The 18,381-nt window shown below is 59.5% G+C and carries 17 protein-coding genes; 3 read left to right on the top strand and 14 right to left on the bottom strand.

Annotated elements, in window-relative coordinates; genetic code table 11:
* Positions 1–271: 271 nt before the first annotated feature.
* A complete protein-coding gene (locus Q4D83_RS06770) occupies positions 272–1,153 on the bottom strand; it encodes an aminodeoxychorismate lyase (protein ID WP_303174110.1) in 882 nt (293 codons plus the stop codon).
* A 63-nt stretch (positions 1,154–1,216) separates the two neighbouring features.
* Here Q4D83_RS06770 and Q4D83_RS06765 point away from each other — a divergent pair, with 63 nt between their 5' ends.
* Both Q4D83_RS06765 and Q4D83_RS06760 read left to right on the top strand, forming a co-directional pair.
* Positions 1,217–2,185 (top strand): folate-binding protein YgfZ, encoded by a 969-nt coding sequence (locus tag Q4D83_RS06765; RefSeq protein ID WP_303174163.1) that lies wholly within the window; start codon positions 1,217–1,219, stop codon positions 2,183–2,185.
* A 148-nt stretch (positions 2,186–2,333) separates the two neighbouring features.
* Entirely contained in the window at positions 2,334–2,537 is a 204-nt protein-coding gene (locus Q4D83_RS06760) for a DUF3073 domain-containing protein (protein ID WP_303174108.1), read from the top strand.
* Between the two features lie 126 nt (positions 2,538–2,663).
* Here Q4D83_RS06760 and purM read toward each other — a convergent pair whose 3' ends face one another.
* Genes purM through Q4D83_RS06740 form a run of 4 tightly spaced genes read right to left on the bottom strand, consistent with a single transcriptional unit; the run spans position 2,664 to position 6,518 of the window.
* A complete protein-coding gene (purM, locus tag Q4D83_RS06755) occupies positions 2,664–3,734 on the bottom strand; it encodes a phosphoribosylformylglycinamidine cyclo-ligase (protein WP_303174106.1) in 1,071 nt (356 codons plus the stop codon).
* Between the two features lie 47 nt (positions 3,735–3,781).
* The gene (gene purF / locus Q4D83_RS06750; RefSeq protein ID WP_303174162.1) at positions 3,782–5,296 is read right to left on the bottom strand and encodes an amidophosphoribosyltransferase; all 1,515 of its coding nucleotides are present in this window, start codon (positions 5,294–5,296) and stop codon (positions 3,782–3,784) included.
* 57 nt (positions 5,297–5,353) lie between these two features.
* Positions 5,354–6,073, bottom strand: coding sequence for a VIT family protein (locus tag Q4D83_RS06745; RefSeq protein ID WP_303174104.1), 720 nt, complete (start codon positions 6,071–6,073; stop codon positions 5,354–5,356).
* Positions 6,074–6,131: 58 nt separating this feature from the next.
* Complete coding sequence (locus Q4D83_RS06740; RefSeq protein WP_303174103.1) at positions 6,132–6,518, bottom strand: sterol carrier family protein; 387 nt, start codon at positions 6,516–6,518, stop codon at positions 6,132–6,134.
* Between the two features lie 51 nt (positions 6,519–6,569).
* On the opposite strand from Q4D83_RS06740, the gene Q4D83_RS06735 reads away from it, so the two are divergent.
* Positions 6,570–7,535 carry an acyl-CoA thioesterase gene (locus tag Q4D83_RS06735; protein ID WP_303174101.1) on the top strand — a complete coding sequence of 322 codons (966 nt, stop codon included), beginning with the start codon at positions 6,570–6,572 and terminating at the stop codon, positions 7,533–7,535.
* Positions 7,536–7,602: 67 nt separating this feature from the next.
* On the opposite strand, the gene Q4D83_RS06730 is transcribed toward Q4D83_RS06735, so the two are convergent.
* From Q4D83_RS06730 to Q4D83_RS06690, 9 genes are all read right to left on the bottom strand, one after another.
* Positions 7,603–8,298: a hemolysin III family protein gene (locus Q4D83_RS06730; protein WP_303174100.1), complete on the bottom strand. Its 696-nt coding sequence runs from the start codon at positions 8,296–8,298 to the stop codon at positions 7,603–7,605.
* A 96-nt stretch (positions 8,299–8,394) separates the two neighbouring features.
* On the bottom strand, positions 8,395–10,719 hold the full coding sequence (locus tag Q4D83_RS06725; protein WP_303174098.1) for an ABC transporter permease: 2,325 nt from the start codon (positions 10,717–10,719) through the stop codon (positions 8,395–8,397).
* Positions 10,720–10,979: 260 nt separating this feature from the next.
* A complete protein-coding gene (gene purL / locus Q4D83_RS06720) occupies positions 10,980–13,256 on the bottom strand; it encodes a phosphoribosylformylglycinamidine synthase subunit PurL (protein ID WP_303174097.1) in 2,277 nt (758 codons plus the stop codon).
* 19 nt (positions 13,257–13,275) lie between these two features.
* On the bottom strand, positions 13,276–13,947 hold the full coding sequence (purQ, locus tag Q4D83_RS06715; protein WP_303174095.1) for a phosphoribosylformylglycinamidine synthase subunit PurQ: 672 nt from the start codon (positions 13,945–13,947) through the stop codon (positions 13,276–13,278).
* On the bottom strand, positions 13,944–14,189 hold the full coding sequence (purS, locus tag Q4D83_RS06710) for a phosphoribosylformylglycinamidine synthase subunit PurS (RefSeq protein ID WP_303174094.1): 246 nt from the start codon (positions 14,187–14,189) through the stop codon (positions 13,944–13,946). The genes purQ and purS overlap by 4 nt, the downstream gene beginning before the upstream one ends.
* A 162-nt stretch (positions 14,190–14,351) precedes the next feature.
* A complete protein-coding gene (locus Q4D83_RS06705; protein ID WP_303174093.1) occupies positions 14,352–14,828 on the bottom strand; it encodes a glutathione peroxidase in 477 nt (158 codons plus the stop codon).
* 4 nt (positions 14,829–14,832) lie between these two features.
* Positions 14,833–15,450 (bottom strand): 5,6-dimethylbenzimidazole synthase, encoded by a 618-nt coding sequence (gene bluB / locus Q4D83_RS06700; protein ID WP_303174161.1) that lies wholly within the window; start codon positions 15,448–15,450, stop codon positions 14,833–14,835.
* 48 nt (positions 15,451–15,498) lie between these two features.
* Complete coding sequence (locus Q4D83_RS06695; RefSeq protein WP_303174092.1) at positions 15,499–16,647, bottom strand: AAA family ATPase; 1,149 nt, start codon at positions 16,645–16,647, stop codon at positions 15,499–15,501.
* A gap of 310 nt (positions 16,648–16,957) precedes the next feature.
* Positions 16,958–18,367: an MFS transporter gene (locus Q4D83_RS06690; RefSeq protein ID WP_303174091.1), complete on the bottom strand. Its 1,410-nt coding sequence runs from the start codon at positions 18,365–18,367 to the stop codon at positions 16,958–16,960.
* Positions 18,368–18,381: the final 14 nt, after the last annotated feature.

Raw genomic sequence — 18,381 nt, 5'->3', positions numbered from 1 at the left:
TCGGAACTCGGTGTTTGCCCGAGCCAGGCAGATCCGACATCGGGCCGAAATTCGAAAATCGCTTTCCTGAGAAAATTGAAATGCGTACTCTTTAATAACGGTCCGGGGATTACTTTTCTTGAAAAAGTGCTTCCCTTCCGCGGTGTTGGTGAGTTAATCTTCAAGTGCACCGACACGGTGGCCTCGGGGGAAGCGAGGGCCTCAGCGACACAGAGTCACTGAGGTCCTCGTCATTTTATTCACGCAATCAGTGTGACTCCGCCGCCGATGCCTAGCTGAGAGCTTTTTCCACCATGCTGCGAAACCGGTCATTTGCTTCGTCCCCGGCGTCCGGCAAATCCACCTCGTTGATTCGCGTGACTCGGACGGCTATTTTGACGGAACTGACCAGCCACACGCTGTCGGCCTCGAGGAGGTCGTTGATGGCGAGTTGCTGTTCGTGGCACCGCCATCCTTTCCAGCGAGCGTGCTCGAAGAGCGCGCGTTGGGTGGTTCCGGGCAGGATGTCTCCCCCTGGCGGTGGGGTGTACAGGGAGGTTCCGCGGACCGCAATGACGGTGGAGGTTGTGCCTTCGAGGACGCGCCCGTCTTCGACGTAGATGACGTCGTCAAACCCGTGAGCTTCGGCGTAGCGTTTGGCCGCCATGTTTGCCGCGTAACTGAGCGTTTTGGCGCCAATGGTGAGCCACGGGGCCACCGCCACCCCATCGATGCCCACCGGCAATTGCGTATCGACGCTGTAGCCCCGCGGGCTGGTCATCACCCGCACACCGTGTTCGCGCTGCCGGAGCGTGGTTTCGTCAATGGGCTTGATCACAATCCAGGCGCTGGGGTGGCCGGTGGCTGCGCGGCCGCGGGTGTACGTCCAGACGCAGGTGCCGTCGGCGTCTCCCCAATGTTCCAGGGCTTCTTCGGTGGCTTTGAGCCAGTGTTCGGGCCGCGGCGCGGGCAGGCTGAGGAGTTCGGCGCTGGCGGTAAAGCGGTCGAGGTGGTGTTGGAGGTTACACACCCGCCCGCCTCGCACGAGCATACTTTCGAAAATTCCGTCGCCGCGTGTTACAGCGGCGTCGTCCCAGAAGATGAAAGGCAATTCGGGGTTATGGTGCCGTGTCGAACCTCCGTACGGCTCCAACACGACGATTGTGGGCTTCATAAGTCTAGATTACGGGTTACCATGAGCCTTGTGGCTGAAGTTTGCGCATATGTGTCCCCATTCATGGCTCACCCGGGTGCGGCGCCGGCATCCCCGAATGTTGGCGTGGCCTGGCATTATGGCAACCCTTTGGGTGAGCAACGCGGCCCGTTTGTGGTCGACCGTTCGCACCACCGTGTGCTTCGGGTTAGCGGCCCTGACGCCGCCGCGTTCCTGAACAATCTGCTTTCACAGCAGCTTATCGACGCCCCGCCCTCCACCGCCGCGCTGAACCTCGACGCGCAGGGCCGGATCCTCCATCACGTGGGGATTTGGCTGGAGCATGACACGTTTTTCCTCGAGGGCCCGGCGTCCGAAATCGCGACGTTGAAGCCTTACCTGCTGCGAATGGTCTTCTGGTCAGATGTGGAGATCAAAGAGGCAGATTTGGCTTTGCTGACGGTAATCGGAGCGGAACCGACCACGGGGATGAAGCGGCGTGTGCAATGGGGCGGCCCGGAGCGGTGGGACGTGTTGGTGCCGAGGGAGCGGTTGGGCGCGGCCGTCGATAAGTTGGGGTTGCCGTTGGCGGGGCTGATGGCATTTACGGCCGAGCGCGTGAAGGCGGTGGAGCCGGAGGTGACGGCGGACCTCGACGCCAAAGCTATACCGCACGAAGTTCCGCAATGGATCGAATCGGCCGTGCATTTGGATAAGGGTTGCTATCGGGGACAGGAAACGGTGGCGCGGGTGCACAATTTGGGTCGCTCGCCGCGGGTGCTGGTGATGGTGCATATCGACGGCTCGGCACCCGAGCTCCCCGAGCAAGGTTCCGCAATCACGGCGGGCGGTCGCACCGTCGGTCGACTGGGGACGGTGGTTCATGATTGCGAATACGGTCCGATTGGACTGGCGCTGATCAAACGCAGCGCCCTGGCGGCGCCGGAGCTCGCGGTGGAGGATGTGGCGCTGGCGATCGACCCCGACACGGTTCCCGCAGACGACGGCGAACGCCCCGGACGCGCCGCCCAAAACCGACTTCGGGGGCGGTAACCCCGGAAAACACGCAGGTGAGCGCCCCGGTGCGGACTTTTTCGCTCGCAACCGCTATTGTGTCTAACAGGAATACATTTACTTAAAAACACTCAAGGGAGTGCCGAATTCCCCGCGCACTCCTCGCTCACACCAAGGGGGTCAGGCCATGGGTCGCGGCCGCGCCAAGGCAAAACAAGCCAAGGTTGCTCGTCAACTGAAGTACAACTCTCCAGAAATGGACCTCGCTTCACTGCAGCGGGAGCTCGCTGGGAAGTCTGAGAACAACTCCTCCCGTCGTGAGGATGACCAGTACGCCGAATGGGCAGACTGGGAAGCTGACGACGATGATGACGAGCGCTCCTGGCGGTAACACGCCCCTCGAGCACTGAGTCGCAGCGCACCAGCGTCATAGGAGCGCGCAACGACACGCAAGCCCGCCACCCCGCGGTTAACGCTTGGGGCAGCGGGCTTGGTGGCGCGCGTCAGTAGTAGTCGGTCAGTAGCCTGGGTGTTCGCCCGTAAGCTTCACGCGCTGTTGCTCACCAGGGGCGGCCTTGCAAATCCTCCCCAACTCCCACGCCTCGATGTGGCGGGCGGTGAGCATAGCGAGGGCACGCTCGCAGTCCTGCGGCGCCACGATGGCAACCATGCCGACTCCCATGTTGAAGGTTTTCTCCATCTCCGCCTGGGGCACCTTGCCCACGGACGCGATGGTGCGGAAAATCTGCCCCGGAGTCCACGTCGCGCGGGACAACTCCGCGACGAGCCCCTCCGGAATGACGCGCGCGAGGTTGCCTGCGAGCCCGCCGCCCGTAACATGGCAGAACGTGTGTACCTCACACTCGGAAGCCAAAGCGAGGCAGTCGAGGGCGTAAATCCGGGTCGGTTCGAGAAGTTCCTCACCCAGGGTCCGCCCGAGCTCCTCCATGTGGCCGTCGAGCGGCAGGCCGGCTTTCTCCAGTAACACGTGGCGAACCAGCGAATAACCGTTCGAGTGCAGGCCGGAGGATTTCATAGCTATCACAACGTCCCCGTTTCGCACGCGCTCGGGACCCAGCACGCTGTCCGCCTCAACGACGCCCACCGCGGTTGCGGACACGTCGTAGTGGCCGGGCTCCATGGTGCCGGGATGCTCGGCGGTTTCCCCACCGAGCAAGGCGCATCCAGCACGGACGCATCCCTCGGCGATTCCGGAGACGATTGCCGCGACGTGCTCGGGCACAACCTTGCCCACCGCGATATAGTCCTGCAGGAACAGAGGTTCAGCACCGCACACCACAAGGTCGTCCACGCACATGGCAACGAGATCAATGCCGATGGTGTCATGAATATCCATGGCCTGCGCGATTGCAAGTTTCGTGCCGACGCCGTCTGAACCGGCCGCCAGCAGCGGCTCACGGTATTTCCCTAACGCGAACAGACCCGCGAACCCGCCGAGGCCGCCCCGAACCTCCGGACGAGTAGCACGCTTGGCATGGGGCGCGAACAATTCAACGGCGCGGTCACCCGCCTCAATATCCACGCCGGCGGCAGCGTAGGAAACCTCAGAATCTTGGTTGTGGCTCATACAGTGATAACTTTCTTAACGTCACTAAAAATTAATGGTCAGCGCAGCTACATGGTAGCCTGCATTGCACGGACAAGGTCGGCGTTGTGGTTGCCCGCGGGCAAGCCGAGGGGGTAGACGCCGTCGAAACACGCACAACACAGCTCACTGCGCTGCTGGCGAGTGGATTCAACCATGTTGCCCACAGAAACGAACCCCAGCGAGTCGGCGCCGATCGCGGTACCCACGGCTTGGACGATGGCTTGCTCGTCGTCACCCTCCACACAATTGGCCAAAAGTTCGCCAGGACTTGCGAAGTCAATGCCATAGAAGCACGGCCACTTCACCGGCGGGGACGCGATGCGGACATGCACCTCCGCCGCGCCTGCCTCCCGGAGCATGCGGATCAACGCGCGCTGCGTATTGCCGCGCACAATGGAATCGTCCACCACGACGAGACGTTTGCCCGCGATCACTTCCCGCAAGGGATTCAGCTTGAGCCGGATACCCAATTGCCGGATCGTCTGCGAAGGTTGAATAAACGTTCGGCCAACGTAGGCGTTTTTGACAAGGCCTTGTCCGAACGGAATTCCGGAACCTTGGGCGTATCCGACGGCGGCGGGTGTCCCCGAATCCGGCACTGGGATTACTAGGTCCCCATCAGCCGGACATTCCTCAGCCAAGCGCCTTCCGATCTCCACGCGGGTGGCATTGACCGCGCGGCCGCGGATCACGGAATCAGGCCGCGCCAAATACACATATTCGAACACACATCCCTTGTGGTGAGTGGTGCCAAAGCGTTCAGAACGCACCCCCGCCTCGCTGATACTAATAAGTTCGCCGGGCTCAACCTCGCGCACAAACGACGCGCCCACGATGTCGAGGGCTGCGGTTTCGGACGCCACTACCCAGCCGCGTTCGAGACGGCCAATAGAAAGCGGACGCACCCCGTAAGGGTCACGCGCGGCATAGAGCGTGGTGCCGTCAGTAAAGGTGAGACAAAACGCGCCTTCGATTCGCGGAAGAAGCTCTTTAGCGGATTCGATAATGGTCCGGCCGCCGCGCATGCCATCCGCGAGCAGCGCACACATCACGTCAGAGTCCGAAGGGCTGTTCGCCTTGTCGACGAGCTCGCGACGGGAAGCTTCCTCCAGCAACTCCATATAGTTAACCAGGTTTCCGTTGTGCCCAAGCGCCACGTCGGTACCGTCAGGAGCCGACCGGAACATGGGTTGCGCGTTGTCCCAGCATTCGCCACCGGCGGTGGAATAACGGGTGTGCCCAATCGCAATATGCCCCCGCAGAGAGTCGAGCGTTTGTTCGTCAAAGATTTGGGAAACAAGGCCAATGTCCTTGAACACGAGGATCTGATCACCGTCGCCGACGGCGATGCCAGCGGCCTCTTGGCCTCGATGCTGGAGCGCATACAGGCCGTAGTACGTGAGTTTGGCGACCTCCTCCCCCGGTGCCCAAACCCCAAAGACGCCGCACTCCTCCCGGGGTGCTTGCTCGCCATGGTCGTTCAATCCGTCGTGATCGGTGGGCGCGGGACGCGAGGCCGCCGCGCTGAGGGATTTCTCCAAAGCTGCCACGAAACATAATCGTAGCGGCTCGATGGGTTACGCCCTAATGATCCCCGATTAACCGCCTACCGTAACGCCGAACAAAACACCGATAAGGTACGTCGCCCCCAACGCCAGCGCCCCGCCGAATACGAGTCGAGCCACCGATCTACCCTGCTCGCCGCCAGCAAGAAATGCGGACACGCTGCCGGTGATGCTGAGCGCCGCGAGCGTAGCAACCAGAGTTACGACGGCGCGCAGATCACCCGGCGCCAGCAGCACGGCCAGCAACGGCAACGCCGCACCAACGACGAACGAAATTGCGGAAGAACCGGCCGCAACCCACGGATTTGTCAGCTCCTCCGTATCGAGCCCCAGTTCGATATCGAGATGCGCGGCGAGCGCATCATGGTCCGCCATTTCCAACGCTGCCATCTCGGCCGTGTGTTGAGACAGGCCCTTCTTGCGGAGGATTTCCACAAGTTCCTTATGCTCGGCGTCGGGCATCGTGGCCAGCTCCCATCGCTCCTTATCAATGAGCGCTTTTTCCGTGTCACGCTGCGTGGACACGGACACATATTCGCCGAGCGCCATACTCACCGCGCCGGACACGAGCGCAGCAAACCCGGCGGTAGCAATCACACTTGTCGACGCCCCAGTTGCCGCCACGCCCATAACTAAACCCGCCGTGGAGACGATGCCATCGTTGGCACCCAGCACGCCGGCACGCAGCCAATTCAGCCGATTGTTGAGGCCTTGGTTGTGAGGTTCTTTGATGACATGCATGGTTTCAATCATGACGCCACACTATCAATATGTGCGCACTTACGCACATATGGAAAGGCTGGCCTGAGCTCTAGTTTTCCGCTTGGGGCAGCGAAACCAGCGGCAACCACTGGGCAATCTCAGCGGCGCGCGTACCAGAAATCGTAACGGTCGCGGCGTCGTCAAGCAGGATCAAACCAGTAGCCAGCCGAAGCCACGTGCGAGGATCAGTCTCCACCACATTAGGTGGAGTGCCACGGGTGTGACGTGGGCCAGCAATACACTGAATACCCACAAACGGAGGTATCCGAACCTCAACGCTTTGACCGGGCGCCAACGCCTCCAACGTACGAGCGGTCAGGCGAACAGCTTGCGCAATCTCGGCGCGCGAGGGCTGCGGGGCGGACTCATCGCGCAACCAGGGTGCAATTGCGAGCACCGCGGCGCGCGTCTCGGCGGCAGAAATGGAACGTTTCACAGAGTGCGAGTTTACCGTTCTATAAGGTGAAACTATACAGAAAGGAACCCCATGACATCCCGCTCTCCGAGTCTGACCTTGCGCTTTCTCGCCGCCCCGACGGACATCATCATGGCCGGCAACCACGGCGTATCCGGTGGCCGAGTCCTCGAATGGATAGACAAAGCCGCGTACGCCTGTGCGGTCGGCTGGTCCGGCGCCTATTGCGTCACCGCATACGTCGGCCACATCCACTTCACGCGGCCAATCCCCAGCGGACACATGGTAGAGGTGAGGTCGCGGATCGCCATGACTGGGCGGTCGTCAATGCACATCATCAACGAAGTCCTCTCCGCCGACCCGCGCGAGGGCGTATTCACCCGTGCGTGCGATTGCCTGGTGATTTTCGTAGCTAAAAACGCGGACACCGGCAAACCGCAACAGGTGCCCGAATTCATCCCGGAAAGCGACGAGGAACGTCGAGTTTTCGACGCCGCGCTCTCCCGCATCGACCTCCGCAAAGCAATCGAACGGGAGATGGAACAGCAAACCTACGACGGGCCCTCGGAGGCGCCGCGCCTCATCACCCGCTTCCTGGCGAAACCCACCGATGTCAACTGGGGCGGCAAAGTGCACGGTGGCACCGCAATGGAATGGATTGACGAAGCCGGCGCCGCGTGCACCATGGAATGGTCTGGGGAACACACCGTTGCCGTTTACGCGGGCGGCATCCGCTTCTACCGACCCATCCAAATCGGCGACCTCATTGAGGTAGACGCTCGCCTCATGCGCACCGACGCCCGCTCCATGCAAATGTCCGTTCACGTACGTTCCGGCGCGCCGCGCGGTGGCAGGTCGGCGCTCGAAACCGCCATTCACGCCACCATCTCCTACATCGCCGTAGATATCGACGGCCAGCCCCTCCCGGCGCGCCAATTCACGCCACGCGCAAGTGAGGACGTACGGCTTTCGGATCACGCGGCAAAGCTGCGCGAATTGCGAGCCAAATACGCCCCGATCCCGCTGATCAAACGTTAGTTTGTCGGAGCAGCAGATCGTGGGAAAGCGAACGCACACGCAATATTCGCGATGCCTCACCCACGCTTCATGCTGCTCCTTGCACCACCACGATCCACACGGCGATTAAGTGCAATACACCAGCGATAATGGTGGCGAGGTGGAAATGCTCGTGATATCCAATCCAACGGGCGTGCCGGCCAGGCCACCGCACCGCATACAGTAGGGCGCCGAACGAATAGACTAATCCACCGGCCAGCAGCAGCCACACCACGGAGGGGCCTGCGTGCCGCCACAACTCGGGAATAATCGGCACTGACAACCACCCAAGCCCGAGGTATACCACCACATCCAACCAGCGTGGGTGCGGAAACAGTGATAACGCAACACTGAACGCTGCCCCGCCCCACACCGCACATAACAGCCACCCGGAAATCGAGGGTGACATCTTCAACAATGCCATCGGGGTATACGTGGCAGCGATAAACAACGCTATGGTCGAGTGGTCGGCCCAGCGCCATAACGCCACGGTCCGTGCCGAACGCCACGGACCACAGTGATACGCCGCCGACACCCCGAACATTTGCACGAGCCCTATCGCATAGACGGTGACACCAAACGCCGGCAGCGGGTTCAGCGTCATCCAAGCGTAGGTGATCAGTACCGCACCGGACATCGATGCTAAAAGTGCCGCGACAAGGTGGTACCAACCACGCGCCCGTGGGCGGGGGCCACGGTCCAACACCCAGCGAGTTTGCGGTATGAGCTGCGGTTGTTCAATCATGTGCCACAAACGACTTTCAACTATCTAATGTGTTGCCTACAAACATATTTCTAAAGTCTATGACGGAAGGTACGTACACGCATAGTCCGGATCGCACTATTCATCTCGCACCTTTACTCCTTCCACGAGGTGCAGCCGCGCAATCTTACGCAAGGATACGAGCCAAACAAACACAATCACACCAAGTGCGGAACAGGCCGCCCACGCATAGGTATCCCACTGAATGTGCGCTTCAAACAAAAGCTGTGAATTCGCGAACTTTCGGGCGACGTAGGACGTGAGGTAATAACCGCACACCAGCCCCAGAGGCAGACCAAACACGAACTGAAGTGCGAGCTCCTTAAGGTATGCGAACGAAATCTCGCGCGGCGAATAGCCCATCACCCGCAACAACACGAACTCATACTGACGGGCAAGCAGCGCAATCGTGGACACAGAGTACAACGCGGCGATACCCAACACCACCGAAAAGCACACGAGCAGCACAATATACATGCTCAATGTTGCGGACAACGTTTGAAAACTCTTCCGATCGTCCGAAACTGAGTTCACGGCAAGTACGCCGTCTTGGCGTTCCAGAGTTTTCTGCGTCTCCCGCACATCAGCGTCGGTGCTTGCAAACACAGTGTTGTAAACGCTGTCCGCTAGGCCCAACGAATGCTGGGCGGTATCCGTTGTGGCGCTGGCAAGAAACCCAATGTTTTGCCGCACACATGCCACCACCGTCGCCTCACCTGCGACAACATCGTTTGGCGTGGACACCTTCACGGTATCCCCGACCGACACCCCCAAGAGCTCCGCATAGTATTCCGGCAACACGATTCCCCCGCTATACGACGGCGCGCCTCCCGCAGCGGATTCAAAATTGTACACGTCGTCGGGGTTATCCAGGATAACCAGCGGTAACTCTTCCGAACGATCACCGGCGGAGAATGTGCCCGCCAACACCAGAGCTTCGTGGTGTTCGGTGATGGGCGCGGCGTCGATAATCGAAGGCGGTTGCGTGCGGGGAGTAACCGACGTGCGAATGGCAAGGTCATAATCAACAACAGTGTCGAAATAGTCGGTGGTAACAAATTTATAGGAATCCTGGAAGCCGAGCGACAGCACCGTGAGCGTCACCGAAGCAACCACCCCGCACACCATTGCGAAAAATCGACCGCGGTTTCGGAGTGCAGCCTTGAGGGAATAGCGCGAATGGAACGACAGCCACCCCCACAGCGGCGTTCGCTGCAGCAACACATCGCGGCCAGTCTTCGGTGGTTCGGCGTGCATTGCCTCAGCTGGCATGATCGTCACGACGCGCCAAACCGCGAACAAAGTAGCGATCACCGTGACGAGCAAAGACAACGCGACCGGCAGCCACAAATGCTCGCCAAAACCTTGGAACGTGAAATACGGTGCAGTGAAAATCGACTGATACGTGTTCACCAAAAACGGCCCGGCAAACCACGCAATCAACGCACCAAGTCCCGCGCCAACAATGGTCGCAACTGCCGAAATGAGACAGTACAGCGTAATCACCAAACCGCTACTGCAACCCATCGCTTTCAAAATTCCGATCTGCCTGCGGTCGCGCATCACGTTACGGCGCTGGCCAACAAACACAACCACGGAAGCGATAATCAGAAAAACAATAGGAAAAATATAGGCCATTCGGTTGTAATCGCCGACATCCGCACTAAACGAGTCGTAGCTGCCCACCTTTGTTTTTTCCGTCAGCTTTTCCACCTTTTCACCAAGCGCGGTCTCCACATCCTCGTTGATGCGTCCACCATCGGCGTCTTGCGCAAACACCAACACGATTTGATTCGCCGGCACCTGCCGCTCACGCAAAAACTCCGTATCCACATACACCACACCAAATTCACTGGTATCGGCGACGGATTCCGTGGCGCTTTGCTTCAGGTACATATCCTCTGGGGCGGTGGCGATACCGCTCACTTTGCACTCCGCTTGGAAAAGTCGGTGCTCAAAGCGCACCGTGTCGCCAGGGTGAACGTCGTTTTTTGTCGCGTATTTTTCCGCCACAAGACACTCGTCAACGTGCTCCGGTTCGCGGCCTTCCTGCAGGTACGGGCGATTTACGCGCGGATTGTGAATATCATAAGACAACAGCCGCAATGTATCGTCCCCATCGCGGGTATCCACGGAAGCGCGAACCTGCACCGCCTCCACCCCGCTCATCCTCCGCAAAGTATCGGCGTCCTGGTCTGTGAAACCTACACCGTCGACAATAAGGTCGGGCATGCCATAGTCGTGGAAATACTGATAGGTACTGCGCTCAAAATTAACGGAATTCGTCTTCAGGGTGGCGTAAAACCCCACCGCCACGCCAATAATGATGACCAAACCCAGTAGCGAACCCACCTGCAAACGCATCTGCCGCAATGCGTTCAGAAAGGGCTTACGAACAAACATTGCACACCATCAATGTGGGAGTGTCGCTCACACGCTGGTGCGCTATCACACCTTTTCGACCCCACCGACGAACAGACCATGCAGACATACGCTTCACGTTACCGCAGCCTGCAATGGTTACGAAGCCCCAAAAATCAGTTACTTTTCATGCGGAATCTGCCTCTCGGCAGGCAGATTCGACACGTGCTCGCGACGCCATTCTGGTTCCCGCAGGTCGCGAGCGGCGTCGAAAACTGCCGTGTCGAATCTGCCTTAGCCGGCTACTCCACCACGGAATTAGCGCCGACGGCGTGCCCGAAGATTTCCGGCAGGGTGGCTTCCCACGCCTCACGGAGCTCGTCGAGAGCGATGTCAAAATGACCGGCCACTCGCAACGTCTGGTCGCTGTTGGTGGTGCCGAGTTTGGTGTACTCGATACCGAGTTCCGCGGCGCGGGCCTCCAACGCGGCTTCGTCTTGGGTAGCAACGAGGACACGGGAGGCAGATTCGGAAAACATCGCCACGAATGCGTCATTATGTACGGACGCAATGTCGACGTCCGCACCAACATTCGAAGTGATGGTCAGTTCAGCAAGTGCTTGGGCAAGGCCACCTTCAGAGAGGTCGTGCGCGGCAGTCACTACGCGCGGCCCGGTAAAGAAATCTGCGAGCGCAATTTCGTTCGCAAGATTGATCTTCGGAGGCATGCCGTTGAGCCCAGCTCCGGAGATTTGCTGCCAAATGGAGCCGCCGAACTCATCTTCGGTTGCGCCCAAGAGGTAGAGCGTTTCGGGGCCGTCGACCGTGCCAAGGTCGTGACCGATGCGCTGATGCACATCCTCAATCACGCCAAGTACCCCGACGACCGGCGTCGGCAAAATTGGCGTTGTTCCGGTTTGATTGTAGAAGGAAACGTTGCCTCCGGACACCGGAATCCCCAGCTCAACGCATCCGTCGGCAAGCCCATGGACAGCTTCGCGGAATTGCCACATCACGTCAGGATCTTCTGGAGACCCAAAGTTGAGGCAGTTTGTTACCGCGACCGGCCGGGCGCCAGTCACTGCAACATTGCGATACGCTTCAGCCAGCGCAAGGCGCGCACCTGTGTTCGGATCCAGCTTGGTATATCGGCCCGACGCATCTGCGGAAACCGCGACGCCACGGCCGGTTTCCTCATCGATGCGCAGCACGCCAGCATCGGAGTTTTGTGCGAGCACGGTATTGCCCCGCACGTAGCGATCGTACTGTTGCGTAATAAACGCCCGCGAGCAGAGCGCTGGAGACGACACCATCTCCAGCAAGGTGGCGCGCAGATCGCTAGGCTTTTCGACACCGCGGAACTCCTGCAATTCGTCTTGCCATTCCGGCCGCGCGTACGGACGTTCATACACGGGGCCCTGATGCGCAATAGTGTGAGCGGGAGCTTCCACCACCACTTCGTCGCGGTGCACAATCACAAGGCGATCATTGTCGGTGACTTCGCCGATCTCGGCGCAGGTGACGTCCCAATGGGCGCAGATTTCTTTGAACTTAGCTACGTTCTCTGGAGTGACAATCGCACACATGCGCTCCTGCGATTCGGAGGCGAGGATTTCGGCGGCGGTCATATTTTCTGCACGCAACGGCACCATATCCAGATTGACCAGCATGCCGCCATCCCCGGCCGCGGCAAGCTCGGAAGTCGCGCACGACAGGCCAGCGCCGCCAAGGTCTTGGATGCCCACAACCACGCCAGCCTGATAGAGCTCAAGGCAGCATTCAATGAGGACCTTTTCCGCAAATGGATCGCCGACCTGCACCGCGGGAAGCTTGCGTTCGGCGCCTTCTTCGAACGTGTCCGAGGCTAGGACAGAGACGCCGCCAATGCCGTCGAGGCCCGTGCGGGAGCCAAAGAGCATGACTTTGTTGCCAAGACCAGAAGCGAAAGCCAGTTTGAGGTCTTCGACTTTAAGGGTACCCACGCAAAGAGCGTTCACCAGCGGATTCCCGGCATAGGATTCATCGAAGACAGTTTCACCACCGATGTTGGGAAGGCCGAGGCAATTGCCGTAACCACCCACGCCGTCAACAACGCCAGGCAGGACGCGTTGGGTGTCTGGGGCATCCGCGGGACCAAAGCGAAGCTGATCCATGACGGCGATCGGGCGGGCACCCATCGCCATGATGTCGCGCACGATACCGCCCACGCCGGTGGCGGCGCCTTGGTGCGGCTCGACGTAGGAGGGGTGATTGTGGGACTCTACGCGGAAGGTCACGGCGTGCCCATTACCGATGTCCACGACGCCCGCGTTCTCGCCAATACCTGCGAGGATTTTTTCACCCATTTCGGGCGTTGTGGTCTCGCCAAAGTAGCGCAAATGAACTTTCGAGGATTTGTACGAGCAGTGCTCGGACCACATGACCGAATACATGGTGAGCTCGGCGTGGGTGGGGCGGCGCCCAAGGATCTCCTTGATGCGCGCATACTCATCGTCTTTGAGGCCGAGTTCGCGATACGGCTGCGGGGCGTCGGGCTGGGCTTTCGCGGCGTCGACAGTATCGTTGAAGGGAACGTTCATAGTGCAGAATCCTTCCGGGTTAAGCGGCAACGCTGCCGACGGCGGACAAGAACAGCTCTAGGCCGTCCAACGACGGGCCCGTCAGCTTTTCGACGGCGTGTTCAGGGTGCGGCATCAGCCCCACAACGCGGCCGTTCTCCGAGCAAATCCCCGCGATTGAATTCAACGAACCGTTCAAATTATCTACGTAGCGAAACACCACGCGGCCTTCGTCTTCAAGCATTTTCACGGTCTCGGCGGACGCCTGAAAACGCCCCTCGCCATGCTTCGAGGGCACCAGAATGCGCTGCCCCTTCGCAAAGGTATTCGTCCATGCGGTGGTGTTGTTTTCAACGGTGAGGTACACGTCAGCGCAATGGAAATGCAAACCCTGGTTACGGGTGAGCACACCCGGCAGCAAACGCGCCTCCGTCAGAATCTGGAAACCGTTACAAATACCCAGCACCGGCATCCCCTTCGCCGCCGCGTCAACCACGGAACGCATCACGGGTGCCAGTGCCGAAATAGCGCCGGAACGCAAATAATCCCCGTAGGAAAAACCACCGGGGATCACAACCGCATCGACACCCATCAGGTCCGTATCCGCATGCCAGAGCGAAACTGCTTCGGCGCCGGCAATGCGTACGGCGCGCGCGGCGTCGACATCATCAAGCGTGCCGGGGAACGTAATTACGCCAATTTTCGCGGTCACTCCGACACCTCAAAACCAACGACTTCAAAATCCTCGATGACGGTGTTCGCTAGGAGAATCTCCGCAACTTTCGCAATATCTTCTTTCGAAACCGTGTCCGAAACCTCAAGTTCAAAGCGCTTTCCTTGGCGGACATCGGACACCCCCTCAACCCCGATACGACCCAAGGCGCGGGCGACTGCCTGCCCCTGAGGATCCAAAATTTCTGCCTTCGGCATCACATTGACAACTACACGGGCCACAACAATTCCCTTACTCGCAGTAGGTACAGCGTGCAATCCTGCGAAACACGCAGAACTCGGACGCACACAGCATACCGAGAACCACGATGGAGCGCCTATTCCATGTACGAAATCTTTTGCGGATGGAACATTTGTCAAAGCACGATCCGCGGGTCGGAGCGACTAGATAGGCAAATGTGCCTCGATAACGTCAACGATGGCGTCGTCTTCAGGGTCGGTGCGAGGCTCGAAATGCGCTACCACTTCCCCGGTCGCAGAAACCACGAATTTTTCGAAGTTCCAGGCAATCTCCTCAACCCCCGCTGCCTGCTTCAAGTACGTGAATAACGGGTGGGCATCCGCGCCATTGACGTCAGCTTTGGCGAGCATTGGGAAAGTCACGCCGAACTTGGTGCTGCACATTTCGGCGATTTCGGCTTCGGAGCCGGGCTCTTGACCCCCGAATTGGTTGCACGGCATGCCGATGACGAAGAATCCTCGCATCGCGAAGTCATCGAACAGGCGTTGGAGGCCTTCGTACTGTTCGGTGAGCCCGCATTCCGATGCGGTGTTAACGATGAGCAGGACGTGCCCCGCCCAATCACCCATGGTAGCGGGGCGGCCGTCGATGGTTGTTACGGGGATATCGTAGAGTGCCATAGCTTCAGCGTAGACGCTCGCGGTGGATTGCACAGTCGAGCGGCCGACGGTCGCGCCAACCGAAACGCTCCAAATCAGGCACCTGTTCGAGGTGAGTAACGGGCCCGAGACAGAGCCACGCAATTGGGCGTTTCGGGGCATCGCAACCGACGAATTCGGCGAGATAATCCTCTTCGTAAAAACTCACCCAGCCCATGCCGAGCCCCTCTGCCGTCGCTGCTAACCACATGTTTTGAATGGCAAGCGCGGCGCTCATAAGGCCAGTGTCGGCGATCGTGTGCCTACCCAAAACGTGGGGGCCACCGCGTTCTGGGTTGTAGGTAACAACCATGCCCGTCCCGGATTCGCGGATTCCTTCAATTTTTATTGGGTTGAAAGTGCGCTTGAGGTGGCCGGGAAGGCTGTCCGCGAATGCTTCTCGACGCCCCGCCACGTGCGCCGCGAACTCAGCTAACCGCTGCGGCTGTTGAATAATCACAAAATCCCAGGGCTGTGAATTTCCTACAGATGGCGCGGCATGCCCGGCGGCAAGTATTCGCCGAAGCTGCTCCTCCGTAATGAGTTCGCCCGTGTATTCGGCTCGGACATCACGGCGGGTAGCGATCGCCTGGTACACATCAATCATGGTTTGAGCATAGGTCGCCGCCGAGGCAACCCATGCATGTGCCCACTAGTGCGACATGACTGATTCTTTATCTTCCACGCGTTCCTGAGCATCCTCCGAAGCTTCTTCTACGTCTTCGTTGTCCGTAGATTCCGCCGGGGCTTCCGCAGCGGCAGTGTCTGCCGAATCCGGTGCGTCTGCCGTGTCTGTAGAGTTTTCTGTAGCGCCTTCGGCTTCGTCGGTTTCGGTGGCGACTTCGTCGATCGGGGTGAGATAACTCAGGCCAGTTTCGGCGTCGCGGCCGACAATGACAATGTGTTCATTGCCGGCGTTTTGGCCCGCGTCAACAAGGTCGGGGCTGCGGGTAGCAACAATTGTCTGGATGCTGTGCAGCATCGCAAGGAACAGGTCGCTGTGTTGTGGGTGCAGGAAGTGTTCCGGGGTGTCGATAAGCAGAGTTTTTCCGCTGAGTTGGGCGGTGGCGAGGGCAAGTTCGCCAAGGAAACCGTCGCTAAGGTGGCGGGCGGGGGTGCCCACAAATTGGCCCTGAAACTGCTCGTTGAGGACCATCATGACGTCGCCGAGGTCAGTGGTGGCGAAGCCGAGAGAGCGAGCGGAGGGCCCGCCGAGGTCGCAGGCAATGGTTTCGATTCGGGCGAAGGATTCGGGGTCTGCGGTGGCGAGCTGATACAGGACGCCAGACAGGTTCGAGGCGTCCGGTTCGAGAACATCGCCCACTGGACTGAATTCCCGCATCCGCTCAGGGTGGGGCACGAATTCAGTGATGGAGCACAAGGTTTGGGAAAGCTCGTCGATGGCCCAGTCCTCCACCACTGGCAGCCCCGCCAGCTTAAACAACGCCGAATGACGGCCATCGAACGAAAGTTCAGCTAGGTTGAGGGATTCACCTTCGCCCATACCTAGCACCTCTTCGGTGATGCGCAGCTCGGGGCGGACCTCCACAACAATGTCGTAGGTGAGGTTTCCAACGCTGCAGCCGATACGGAATTCATCGTGGCCGCGCGGCGCGCATTCGAGATCTTCCAAGACGGATTCGATGGGCCAACCGGCAGCAAGCCTGCCCAATGTTCGAAGCGCTAACAGCGCATTTGTCTTCCCGACGTGATGAGGTCCCACCAACAAAGCAGCAGACCCGAGGTCTAAGGTCTGCTCGTGGAATGTCATCCACTGGGTCAATCGCAGGTGAGTGATCATATGGGCCACGGTAGCAAAAAGAACAAGGTCGCTATAGCACAGATTGTGCACTACCTTTCAGCAAATGGGGCGGAAAGCTGAGAATAACGCTCCCTTCCCCACCCGCCACGTCGAACTATAGTGCGGATTCGATGTGATGCGCTCTGCCCTTGTCAACAATGAAATCGCCCCCTCAAAAGAGGGCATAAATCAGCGAACCACGCGCCCCAACCGGACACTCACGTAACCCTTATCACTTTTTTAAAGTGCTCGGCGTGGCGGGCCTGCCGCTGTGGGGGTAGGGGCGGCAGGCGGGGCGTCGAGAAGCGAGCTACGCCTTCACTACCGACGTCTCCTGGAATCGCTGCGTGTGGGATTCTGGGCGGGCGGTTTCCTTCGACGCGAGGATCGCCGCGGAACTCACCACAAACAACAACGTTGCATACCAAGCAACCGGGTCCAGGCCGGTCTCTGGGGAAACCAACCGGTTTGCAATCAACGGCGCAGTACCCGCACCCAAAATCGAGGCCATTTGAAACGTCATCCCCGCACCCGTGTATCGATGCGCGGCGTCGAACTTCTCTGACAGGAACGCACCAATCGGGCCATATTGGGCCGGCTGCACCACGCACACCATGAGAATCAACGCTGGCCACACCTGGGCGGGCTCCCCGGTATCGATCATCCGAATGACCACCCACAGCCCAACCACGGACACCACACCGCCGGCAACCATAACCATGCGGCGGCCGTAGCGATCCGAAAGGAAAGCCAATAACGGCATGACAAAGATGGCGATGACGGAACCAATGGTCACCATCATGAGGCCGTCCGCCCGCGAAATCGGCGTCGGACTATCCGCCGTTTTCGCAACAATGTATGGGACCATGAACGACGCCTGCAGCCCCTGGATAAACAACCCAGCCATGCCCGCGAGCGAACCAGTGAGCAGTTCCTTGGGGGAATCCCGCAACATCTTCATCAGGGGAACACCAGTGTGCACATCGCCCCGTTGGCGGGCCGCCTCAAACTCCGGGGACTCAGTAACGCGCGAGCGCAGGTACAAGCCAAACACGACGATGCCGGCGGAGAACAAGAACGGAACGCGCCAGCCCCAGTCCGTAACAAAATACTGCTCAGGGTTGGCGAAATTATCGCCGGACAGGGTGGAAAACACCGAAAGCACGAGCGTAGAAAGCACCGCGCCCGCTGGGCCGCCGGCGATGGCCAGCGACGCACCGAACCCCTTGTTTCCCTCCCGAGAATGCTCCATGGCCATGAGCGTCGCGCCCGCCCATTCTCCGCCTACAGCAATGCCTTGTACGGTGCGCAGCACGACCAACAAAATCGGCGCAGCCACGCCGAGGACGTCTGCGGACGGCATCAGACCGATAGCCACCGAGACAATGCCCATGGTGAGGAGCGTAATCACCAGCACGTTTTTGCGGCCGTACTTATCGCCAAAATGGCCAAACGCCATGGAACCGATCGGGCGGGAAATATAGCCGATCAGGAGGATCACAAAGGAAATGGTGGTACCCATTGCTGGGCTGAGGTTACCGAAGAACAATTTGGGAAACACGAGGCCCGCGGCCGCGGCATACAGCAAAAAGTCGTAGTATTCGACGGTGCTACCGAGGAAACTGGACAGCACCGCGCGGCGACGCTCCGCAGCATCCGGCGTTGCGACCGACTGCGACTCCGCGGACGGCGGCGAGGTTTCATGAGGGGTTGTGGTCATGATACGAAGGTTCC

The organism is Corynebacterium sp. (assembly GCF_030532715.1).
Classification (GTDB): Bacteria; Actinomycetota; Actinomycetes; order Mycobacteriales; family Mycobacteriaceae; genus Corynebacterium.
Note: the sequence above shows the minus strand (reverse complement) of the source record. Positions and strands in the feature narration are given on the sequence as shown.

What these genes read in the sequence shown, in the direction of transcription:
- Q4D83_RS06770 (WP_303174110.1), bottom strand. Translation starts at nt 1,153, where the DNA reads ATGAAGCCCACAATCGTCGTGTTGGAGCCGTACGGAGGTTCGACACGG.
- Q4D83_RS06765 (WP_303174163.1), top strand. Translation starts at nt 1,217, where the DNA reads ATGGCTCACCCGGGTGCGGCGCCGGCATCCCCGAATGTTGGCGTGGCC.
- Q4D83_RS06760 (WP_303174108.1), top strand. Translation starts at nt 2,334, where the DNA reads ATGGGTCGCGGCCGCGCCAAGGCAAAACAAGCCAAGGTTGCTCGTCAA.
- purM (WP_303174106.1), bottom strand. Translation starts at nt 3,734, where the DNA reads ATGAGCCACAACCAAGATTCTGAGGTTTCCTACGCTGCCGCCGGCGTG.
- Q4D83_RS06745 (WP_303174104.1), bottom strand. Translation starts at nt 6,073, where the DNA reads ATGATTGAAACCATGCATGTCATCAAAGAACCTCACAACCAAGGCCTC.
- Q4D83_RS06735 (WP_303174101.1), top strand. Translation starts at nt 6,570, where the DNA reads ATGACATCCCGCTCTCCGAGTCTGACCTTGCGCTTTCTCGCCGCCCCG.
- Q4D83_RS06730 (WP_303174100.1), bottom strand. Translation starts at nt 8,298, where the DNA reads ATGATTGAACAACCGCAGCTCATACCGCAAACTCGCTGGGTGTTGGAC.
- Q4D83_RS06725 (WP_303174098.1), bottom strand. Translation starts at nt 10,719, where the DNA reads ATGTTTGTTCGTAAGCCCTTTCTGAACGCATTGCGGCAGATGCGTTTG.
- purL (WP_303174097.1), bottom strand. Translation starts at nt 13,256, where the DNA reads ATGAACGTTCCCTTCAACGATACTGTCGACGCCGCGAAAGCCCAGCCC.
- Q4D83_RS06705 (WP_303174093.1), bottom strand. Translation starts at nt 14,828, where the DNA reads ATGGCACTCTACGATATCCCCGTAACAACCATCGACGGCCGCCCCGCT.
- Q4D83_RS06695 (WP_303174092.1), bottom strand. Translation starts at nt 16,647, where the DNA reads ATGATCACTCACCTGCGATTGACCCAGTGGATGACATTCCACGAGCAG.
- Q4D83_RS06690 (WP_303174091.1), bottom strand. Translation starts at nt 18,367, where the DNA reads ATGACCACAACCCCTCATGAAACCTCGCCGCCGTCCGCGGAGTCGCAG.